We start from the raw sequence: 10266 nt of genomic DNA, 5'->3' as shown, positions 1-10266 counted from the left end.
TTTAATAAACTTTTTGACATTTGGTTTATATCATCGATATAACTTTTTAATTCTTTCATATTGTTCCTCTTTATTATTAAATAATATTAATATTTTAATTATAAATATTTAATCTCAAATCAAGTCTATAAAGTTGCTGATTGGCAAAGTAGTATATACATCATTAGTATAAAAAAATAGTTATTTGATTAAATGGCATTTCACTTATGCTATGTTTGTTAGATGAATCATAGTTTCACTTGCCACCAGTATACTAATAACTTTTAGCAAATAAAAACTTGTTATTATAAACAAGTCAATATTTTTGTTTAATTTGTAAAAAGAATTTATCATCCTTACTAAAATTAGTTTTCATAAATAGTTTGAGACACTGCCTCACTCAGTTTTTGGTTTATATTTTGTTTGATTTCTGGATTTTTAATTTTAAGACTATATTTTCAAATAAAACCTATTGTTGGTGCAATTAAAATACCCACAGAAAGCGCTAATAGGTCGAGTATAACAACAATTGCAACATTTCCGCCTTTATAAAAGAATGGGTGTCTAAAATTCAAAAAGGTATAAATCACAATATTATATTTAGAATATAACTTAGCATTAGATTTATCATCCACGAGTTGATCACCAATGAAAAAAGTTATAAAACCAAATAAAAAATAACCTGAAATAACAAGAGACATCATTCAAATTTGCTTGTTTGAAATACTAATTTGTTTTCTTAACAATATTAATGCAACAATTCCAAACAATGGATTAATTGCGTGTAATATAAAACTAGGCAATGCTGATTTTAAATCATTTCAAATGCCTTTTTTTAATGAAACAAAAAATATAAGTGTTCAATAAATTAAAAAAGTTATTGAGATATAAACAACAGTAGCCATAAATCAAGCTTGTGTTTTTTGATTGTCTTTTTTAAAAGGCAAAACAACCATAGTTATAGCAAGCATTCAGTTACTAATCATTGTAAAAGTCATTGTTTGAGATCAAATTGCTTGTAAAGCATTTGGATATACAACATTGTTAAAGACGATTGTACCTTTATCAATAGCTTCTTTGAATTCTGGCCTGTTGTATATTTTTTTAAGCGGACCAATCCCATGATACTTAAAAGAATGAATAAGGATTATAAAGTCTGCTAATAAAATAATAAGTCCAAAAATGAAGACTAATTTATATGTTAGGTTTCAATTTTTAAATGTTTGTGCAAATTTACATTGTTTTTTTGCTAATTCTTTGTTTTCCATAATGAAATTTATTTTACTCCTTTACAAAATACTGATTTTTCAAGTAAATCCTAAACAAAATATATTCATTAAAAAGGCGTTTTTGCGAGATGAGCCTAATTTAAATAGTTAAATTTTACCAAATGCCCTATTAATAAACAAATTAAAAACTGTGTTTGAATAACACAGTTAATTTATATTTATTATTATTTATTATTAATGTTGTAAAAAGCTTTTTCACCTTCAAATTCACTTTGAAAATCGAGTTCTTCTTCAATAACTAATAATCTATTATATTTAGCAATTCTGTCAGTTCTTGACATTGATCCTGTTTTAATTTGGCTTGTATTTAAAGCTACGGCTAAATCAGCAAGTGTTGTGTCTTCGGTTTCACCTGAACGGTGTGAAACTACACAAGCCATATTTGCTTTTTGTGCTTTATTTATAGTATCAAGAGTTTCGGTCAAGGTTCCAATTTGATTAAGTTTAATTAAAATAGCATTCATAGATTTTTCGTTGATTGCTTTTTCAAGTAGTTTTGGATTTGTAACAGTTAAGTCATCACCAACAATTTGAATTCTATCGCCGAATTTTTTAGTCATTTTAGCAAATCCAGCTCAATCGCTTTCTGCTAAACCGTCTTCGATTGAAATAATTGGATATTTATTAATTAATTTTTCAAAGTAATCAATTAACTCATCAGTCGTATATTCTAATTTAACATTGCCTAGATGGTCAAAGCCAGCACGTTTTTCACTAATAGCATTTTTTAATTTTTTAAATGTATAAACCTTTTTCTTTTCATCGTAAAGTTCACTACATGCAGCATCCATAGCAATAGCAACTGCATCTTCCCCTTTTGTAGCAGGTTTATAGCCGGCAGCTTTAATAGCAGCTACAAGGTAGTCAAGGACTTCTTCATGACTCTTGCAATTAGGCGCAAAACCACCTTCATCCCCCACTTGTGTACCGTGTCCATCTTTATGTAATAATTTAGCTAGATTGTGAAATACTTTATTAGCCATTTGCAATGCACTTCTTAACGATTTTGCCCCAACAGGCATAATCATAAATTCTTGAAAGTCAACAGTATTTGAAGCATGTTCACCACCATTCATAACATTAAGCATTGGTAATGGTAATATATGAGCATTTGGGCCACCTAAATATTTATATAGTGGCAATCCAACTTCTTGTGCTGCGGCTCTTGCAACAGCTAATGAAACACCTAAAATAGCATTTGCACCAAATTTTGATTTTGATGCAGTTCCATCTAATTTAATCATTGTTAAATCGATAGCTCTTTGGTCAAAAACTGAAAAACCAATCAATTTTGGGGCAATGTGTTTATTAACATTATCTACTGCAGTCATAACACCTTTACCACCAAATCAGTTATTTTCGTATTTCGTACCTTTATCTCTTAATTCTAATGCTTCACGGCTTCCGGTGCTAGCTCCAGATGGAACATTAGCTATTCCACATACGCCATAATCAGTTCACACTTCAACTTGAACAGTTGGATTTCCACGTGAATCTAATATTTCACGTGCATGAATTTTTTCAATAATTGGCATTTATCCTCCTAAAAATTTTTATATAAAAAATATTATATATTATTAAAAATTAATAATTTAAGCCAACTATTTTAATAAGCCATATAAATATGGAAATATAAACATAAATAATAATTATTTATACAAATAAAAATTCCATTTTAGTCTATAAATCAGTGTTTTTTAAGTAAATGATTAATCAAATTTTTATGATAACAAACTAAATTATTTTTAATAGTAGGTTTGCTAAAACTTCGCATTCATTGGGTGAGGCAAAAATTCATTTATTAAATATTTGTATTATGTTAAAATAACTATTGCTATTTAGTATTTTAAATATTTAGATAGCATGGATAGGACATGGTTGAAAGGCCATGCTTAGGTTGGTTTTAGCGCTAAAATTACAACAATATTTTACGAAAGGATTTTAATATGGCAAAATTAGATTTTGACCGTAGCAAAGAACACGTTAATATTGGAACCATTGGCCACGTTGACCATGGTAAAACCACATTAACTGCTGCTATTGCTACTGTTTTAGCAAAAAAAGGATTGTCAGAAGCTAAATCATATGATGCTATTGACAATGCACCAGAAGAAAAAGCACGTGGTATAACAATTAATACCTCACATATCGAATATAACACAGAAAAACGTCACTATGCACACGTTGACTGTCCAGGTCACGCTGACTACATTAAGAACATGATTACCGGTGCTGCTCAAATGGATGGTTCTATTCTTGTTGTTGCTGCAACAGATGGTGCCATGCCTCAAACAAAAGAACACGTTCTTCTTGCAAAACAAGTTGGTGTTCCAAAAATGGTTGTTTTCTTAAACAAATGTGACATGATTAAAGCAGAAGACGCTGAAATGATTGATCTTGTTGAAATGGAAGTTCGTGAATTACTTTCAAAATATGGTTTTGATGGTGACAATACACCTATTATTCGTGGTTCAGCTTTACAAGCTCTTCAAGGAAAACCAGAATATGAAGAAAACATTCTTGAATTAATGAATGCTGTTGATACATGAATCGAAACTCCTGTTAAAGATTTTGATAAACCATTCTTAATGGCTATTGAAGATGTTTTCACAATTTCAGGTCGTGGTACAGTTGCTACTGGACGTGTTGAACGTGGTAAATTAAACCTTAACGAAGAAGTTGAAATTGTTGGTCTTAAACCAACTAAGAAAACAGTTGTTACTGGTATTGAAATGTTTAGAAAGAACCTAAAAGAAGCTCAAGCTGGTGACAATGCTGGTCTATTACTTCGTGGTGTTGAAAGATCAGCTATTGAACGTGGTCAAGTTCTTGCAAAACCTGGTTCAATTATTCCTCACACAGAATTCACAGCTGCAATCTATGTTCTAACAAAAGAAGAAGGTGGTCGTCACACTCCATTCTTCCAACACTATAAACCTCAATTCTACTTCCGTACAACAGACGTTACTGGTGGTTTAGAATTTGAAAAAGGTCGTGAATTCGTACAACCTGGCGAAAATGTTAACTTAACTGTTAAACTTATCGCTCCTATCGCCGTTGAAGAAGGAACAAAGTTCTCAATTCGTGAAGGCGGTAGAACTGTTGGTTATGGTTCTGTAACCAAAATTATTAAATAATTTCAAATTTTTATATCTCCCCCTTTTCTTATATATTTAGAGATTTATTTTTGTTTATCAATTGTTAAATAATTTCAAAGTTTTATATATATCTATCCCTTACTCAATCTATTTTTTAAAGTTCATTTTATAATTTTTGCTATCAAATTATTAAATGATTTCAAAGTTTTATACCTTTCTACTCCATTTAGTTTAAAGTTCATTTTATATGTTTGAATTTCATATTATATTTTTATATGTTTACTCCTTTCTTTTCTAATAATCAAAAAAGATTATTAATAAATAATAAAAATAAATAATAAATAATACAAATTCCAAATAAATAATACAAGAGCAAGCTTATGCTTGCTTTTTGTTTGATTTATAAATACTAGTTTATGTCTAAATGGTAAAATATAAAACAGATTGGATTTAAATGAAAATAAATAAAATTTTTGCAACAAAAGAAAACGAGAATATTTGCCATATAGCACAGTTTATATTGCAAAATTTGACTAATAGTAAAGTCATTTTATTAAATGGTGAATTAGGTTCTGGCAAAACCACACTTTTAAAGCAAATTGCATTGCTAATTAATATCACTGAACCAATAACTTCGCCAACTTTTAACTATATGAAAACATATAAAGGCTTAGTGCACATCGACGCATATAATTTAAGCGGTGAAATCGATGAATTTGTAGATTATAAAAGCGATGATGATATTTTAGCAGTTGAATGACCTAACAAAGTCAATCTATACTATACAGACTATGTCTTAGTTAATATTTCATTATCAGATAATAATGAACATATTTTTGAAATTAAGGTGGTAAATTAAATGAAATTATATTTAGATACAACTTATGATGATTTTATAATAGCTGCCTATAACAATAATTTTGATCTTGTGTACAAAGAAGTACTTCCTAATTATCAAAAAAAGGTTGAACTTATTCCATTGTCAGTAAGCAAAATGCTTGAGAATTTAAAGTTAAACATTAGCGATTTTGATGAATTTTATACTAATTTGGGACCTGGTTATTTTACTGGCGTTCGCATTTCATTAGTATATTTACGCACAATAGCAACCGTTAATAAAATACCTATTTTTACAATAAGTTCAATGCAAATTTTACAACAGCAAAATCCAAATGCTAAGGCATTTTATTTAAATGCTAAGGGTGAAAAATACTTTGAATTTATTAATAGTAAAAGTGTCTTCGATTTATCACAAATTACCTGTAAAACAGGTAAATTAGATAAATTTGATAGAATTAATTATGATGAATTTTTAAATAATTTTAAATCATATAAAACATTGTTTAAATCATACAAAGATCTTAATGATATTGAGCCATACTATATTAAAATGCCACAAATAGGAGCTAAGAAATAATGAAGATTTTAGGTATAGAAACTAGTCATGATGATACTTCAATAGCTATTTTGGATGATAACAAAGTAATAGTGCAAGAAACTATTAGCCAAATTGATATTTTTAAGGAATTTGGGGGAACAATTCCTGAATTATCATCACGTGAACATGTAAAAAACATTAATTTAATTTTAGAAATTTTGCTTAAAAAACATGATTTAAAGACAGTGGATTACATTGCTTATACAAAGGAACCGGGATTGGTAGGAACATTGCAAATAGGTTATTTATTTGCCAATGCACTTTCGCTAGTTTATAACAAGCCACTTATTCCAATCAATCACCTTCAAGGGCATTTTTATTCATGTGCTATTGAAAATACTATTGCATATCCATCATTATGCCTATTAGTTTCTGGCGGACATACACAATTAATGCTTGTAAATAATCCTTTTGATTTTAAAATTATTGGTCAAACATTAGATGATGCCGTAGGCGAAGCATTTGATAAAGTAAGTTCAAAATTAAACCTTGGCTTTCCTGGTGGCCCTATTATTGATAAAATTTATCAAAATTATAGTGGTGAATATATTAAATTCACTGAACCTAAAACTGATGGCGAATTTAACTTTTCATTTAGTGGATTAAAGTCACAAGTTATTAATTATTATCATAATATGATTCAAAAAAATATTTCAATAGATGAGAAAAAAATAGCAGCCAGCTTTCAAGAATGCGCTATTTCATATTTGATTAATCAAACTAAAAAAGCAATGAAAAAATATAAAGTAAATTCGCTGGTTTTAGCAGGTGGTGTTAGCGCTAATACTGAATTAAGAAAAAGATTTTTATCTCTAAGTTCGAAAGCCATGATTCCAAATTTAAAATATGCTACTGATAACGGTGCTATGATTGCATCTTGTGCTTATCAGATGATGAAATATAAAAATAAAGATTAACTATAAAATATATGTATGTAAATAATATTTATGTAGAAATTAATAAATAATGAAAAAGAAAATACTAATTAACAATCTTATATCATTAACATCTTTACCAATTGCATTTGCACCAGTTGTTTTGTCGGCGCAATGTAATTCAACTGAGGATGATATTTTTAATTTAAAAAACAATGATAAAGTCAAAACAAGCAATATATTTTATAAGACTTATTTAAGCCAACTTCAACAACATACTTTAACAAGTTTATATGAATCTTTGCAAAACAAAATAATCACATTAAACCTTGATGAAAAGGTATCTGAATTTAAAATCAGTAATAATAAAAACGACATTGAATTTAAATATAAGAGTAAGTGATATTCACTTAAAACATATGCTAATAAAATAGCAAATTTTAATTTTGATGAAATTTTAAAACCTTTTACATATATAACTAAAAACAATAAATTTTCTGTTATTAGAGCAAATAGAATAAATAATCCTACTGATATAGATATACTATTTGCATTTTCATTAGATGATAATCATAATTTGTTAGCTTATGAATACAAAAAATTGATATTTCAAAAAGTATTCGACAAGGGAATTCTTGGCGATTATAGTATTCCTAACTTACAGTACTTAATTTATAAGGCTATAACTTTACCAAGCCAGAAATTTAAATTATTAACATCGATCAAAAACATTAGAGCAAAAGGTTTCTTTAATGCACAATATCAACATAGACTATTAGAAAAAAGATTACTTGATGAGTTATCAATTTATAACTTCGAAAAAAACGGTAAAAAAATAAAAGATGTAAAAATCAAGAATCTTAAAATAAAAAATTCGCAGGTAAGTTTCAATGTGGATTTATTAAGCGAAGATGGGAATTCACTATTAAGCGAAGAACAAAAAAAACAATTTTTTGCAATTAATGGTTTTAGCAATGGTGAATATAGTAATTATAAAAATTTACACGATGGCAAAAATTTAATGATTGATCCAAATAAAACATTATTCAGTGAATTGCTAAATATGCCTGAATTATTATTCAAATCCAACCCTTTAAATTATCATACAATTGATGATTTAATGCACCCAACAAAAGAATATGAAAAATATAATCTTAATAGTTTAAATATGCTTATTTCAGAACTAAAAGATGAAATTGAAATTATTAATAGTGAAGACAAATTTAACTTTAAAATAGGCACTTTTGAAAAAACAAATTTATTAAATAATTCGTATTCTATTGGTAAATTAGAAATTAAAGATCCAAACACTAATTCAAAATACGACTGATATTCAATTAATTTCACAAAACATAATCATATAATGACACAAGGTTTTTATTTGGTCAATGAATTAGGTAAAATTGATCAATCAAATAAAAATTCATATTTTAGTTATTACAACAATAATGGAGCGTTTGATGCTAACCACAATTTAGCATTACCAACTGGAACTAAGGCTATTAATGCTAATGATTTTGTTAAAAAATCATTTAATGATATTGTAAATTTTTTAATTTACCAACATATTGATAATTTGCAATTATGAGACAACAATTCAATGTTCAACTGCTCAGTTTATAATATTTTGAAAAATAAAACCTTTTACGAAAAGTGATTATCGATCATAATTTCACAATATGTTTTGTTATATAACATTAATAATGATAGCAATGAAAGCGGTTTAATAAAAAAAGTGACTGTAAATATAATTAGTCCTGATAAATATGATGCCGCTGTTCATGGCTTAGGCAATTTGCCAATTGAAATTGATTTTATCAATAACAATAATAAGTCTATGCTCAATAAAAAACACAAATTCATTCTAACTGGTTTCAAAGGCTATGATAAAAATGAAATAGAAAAAGCTAAAGCACTATTTACAAATGACGAATATAAATCATCACTCCCATTAGAAAATAAGACATTGCCTTTTTTAATCTCACATGAGTGGCAATAAGGAAAATAATATTTAAAAATGAGGTCTTCTAACCTCATTTTTCTAATTATTTATTCATGAATTCTTGATTCATAATTTCATTTATTTTTTTAGCATAGTCGCCGACAACTAATGATATTCTGCTAGTTGACACCATAATTCCTGTTACATATTTTAAACTTTTAATTTTCTCCACATTAATTAGATCTTTATTCTTTACAGTACATTTTAGTGTTGAAATTGAGCTTTCTACAGCAGTTATATTATCGCTTGAACCAAGCAACGAAATTAATTCATCAATTTTTATAGAAGGATCTAATTTTTTAATTTCACCTTTTTTAATTTGTTGAATTTTTTTGTTTTTTATGTGTCAATGTAATCAACAAAATCCTAATGTAATTATAGTAAGTAAAACTATTATGAATTTATCTTTTTTAGTCATTGATAACCACCTTAATAAAATATTTTACCTTAGAATTTTAAATTGCTAATATATGAAATCTTTATATAAAATTTTAATTAATTAAAATTAATTTTTACTCTAAGTCTATAATATTATAATAATTAATTTATAAATAATAGGAGAAACAATGAACAAAAAAAGATTAATAAGTGGTATAAAACCTACTGGTGATTTAACACTAGGAAATTATATCGGTGCTCTTAAAAACTTCGTTCAACTTCAAGATGAATATGAAGCATACTATTTTGTTGCTGATTTGCACTCATTAACTATGGGTGATAGCGATCCCAAAGAATTAGAACAAAGAAGAAAAGAAATTGTGGCCACATATTTAGCATGTGGACTAAATCCAGATAAATGTACAATTTTTTATCAATCAGATGTACCAGAACACACACTTGTTCAATGACTCCTAACATGTGAAACAACAATGGGCGAATTAAGCCGTATGACTCAATTTAAAGACAAAAGTCAAAGTTTAGCTAAACAAGCAAACGGAACTGAAAAAATACCTGTGGGGCTTTTTATGTATCCAGTACTTATGGCAGCAGATATTCTTATTTACAATGCTGACTACGTGCCAATAGGTGAAGATCAAATTCAACATCTTGAATTAGCCAGAACAATAGCCGAAAGAATCAATAAAAAATATGGCATGAGTTTCAAATTGCCTGCTGGCATTGTTCCTAAAGTGGGTGCTAGAATAAAATCATTAACTGATCCAAACTCTAAAATGTCTAAAAGCGATAAGAGTTTAAAATCAACCATTTATTTAAAAGATAACCCAGATGATGCTTATCAAAAGGTAATGAAAGCTGTCACAGATTCTGAAAATAAAGTGTATATATCTGAAAATAAACCAGGCATTTTAAACCTATTGAACATTTATGCTTCATTAAAAAATATTTCTTTACAAGAAGCAGAAGAAAAGTTTAAAGATGCTAATTATGCTATTTTCAAAAAAGAAGTTGCCCAAACAGTTAAAGACGAACTTATAAAAATACAAACAAATTACCAAAAAGCCTTAAAAATAGTTGAAAAGGTCACAACAAATGGAGCACAACAAGCAAAAAAAATATGTGATCCGATTGTTATGGAATTAATTAAAAAATTTGGTTTTAAATAATTATTTATAAAAGAGGAATT

9 protein-coding genes are annotated in these 10266 nt (G+C 27.6%); 6 read left to right on the top strand and 3 right to left on the bottom strand.

Going from position 1 to position 10266, the window contains the following annotated elements; genetic code table 4:
• Positions 1-344: 344 nt before the first annotated feature.
• Both T386_RS0100530 and eno read right to left on the bottom strand, forming a co-directional pair.
• Positions 345-1247 (bottom strand): MAGa3780 family membrane protein, encoded by a 903-nt coding sequence (locus T386_RS0100530; protein WP_029513229.1) that lies wholly within the window; start codon positions 1245-1247, stop codon positions 345-347.
• Between the two features lie 185 nt (positions 1248-1432).
• Positions 1433-2803, bottom strand: coding sequence for a phosphopyruvate hydratase (eno, locus tag T386_RS0100525; RefSeq protein ID WP_029513228.1), 1371 nt, complete (start codon positions 2801-2803; stop codon positions 1433-1435).
• 411 nt (positions 2804-3214) lie between these two features.
• Here eno and tuf point away from each other — a divergent pair, with 411 nt between their 5' ends.
• The 5 genes from tuf to T386_RS0100500 all read left to right on the top strand — a co-directional run bounded on the left by tuf (position 3215) and on the right by T386_RS0100500 (position 8678).
• Positions 3215-4405 (top strand): elongation factor Tu, encoded by a 1191-nt coding sequence (gene tuf, locus T386_RS0100520; RefSeq protein WP_029513227.1) that lies wholly within the window; start codon positions 3215-3217, stop codon positions 4403-4405.
• Positions 4406-4820: 415 nt separating this feature from the next.
• Positions 4821-5225, top strand: coding sequence for a tRNA (adenosine(37)-N6)-threonylcarbamoyltransferase complex ATPase subunit type 1 TsaE (gene tsaE / locus T386_RS0100515; protein WP_029513226.1), 405 nt, complete (start codon positions 4821-4823; stop codon positions 5223-5225).
• The gene (gene tsaB / locus T386_RS0100510; RefSeq protein ID WP_029513225.1) at positions 5226-5783 is read left to right on the top strand and encodes a tRNA (adenosine(37)-N6)-threonylcarbamoyltransferase complex dimerization subunit type 1 TsaB; all 558 of its coding nucleotides are present in this window, start codon (positions 5226-5228) and stop codon (positions 5781-5783) included.
• Positions 5783-6721, top strand: a complete 939-nt coding sequence (tsaD, locus tag T386_RS0100505) for a tRNA (adenosine(37)-N6)-threonylcarbamoyltransferase complex transferase subunit TsaD (RefSeq protein ID WP_029513224.1) — start codon at positions 5783-5785, stop codon at positions 6719-6721. Before tsaB ends, tsaD begins: the two co-directional genes overlap by 1 nt.
• Positions 6722-6770: 49 nt before the next feature.
• Entirely contained in the window at positions 6771-8678 is a 1908-nt protein-coding gene (locus T386_RS0100500) for an MAG3240 family lipoprotein (protein ID WP_029513223.1), read from the top strand.
• Between the two features lie 46 nt (positions 8679-8724).
• Here the strand turns inward: T386_RS0100500 and T386_RS0100495 are convergent, their stop codons facing one another.
• Positions 8725-9099, bottom strand: coding sequence for a PTS sugar transporter subunit IIA (locus tag T386_RS0100495; RefSeq protein WP_029513222.1), 375 nt, complete (start codon positions 9097-9099; stop codon positions 8725-8727).
• Positions 9100-9247: 148 nt separating this feature from the next.
• Here T386_RS0100495 and trpS point away from each other — a divergent pair, with 148 nt between their 5' ends.
• Complete coding sequence (gene trpS, locus T386_RS0100490; RefSeq protein WP_029513221.1) at positions 9248-10246, top strand: tryptophan--tRNA ligase; 999 nt, start codon at positions 9248-9250, stop codon at positions 10244-10246.
• Positions 10247-10266: the final 20 nt, after the last annotated feature.

Origin of the sequence: Mycoplasmopsis primatum ATCC 25948 (assembly GCF_000702785.1) — a bacterium.
GTDB classification, from domain to species: domain Bacteria; phylum Bacillota_I; class Bacilli_A; order Mycoplasmatales; family Metamycoplasmataceae; genus Mycoplasmopsis; species Mycoplasmopsis primatum.
The sequence above is the reverse complement of the archived record's forward strand: the minus strand, read 5'-3'. Positions and strand labels throughout refer to the sequence as shown.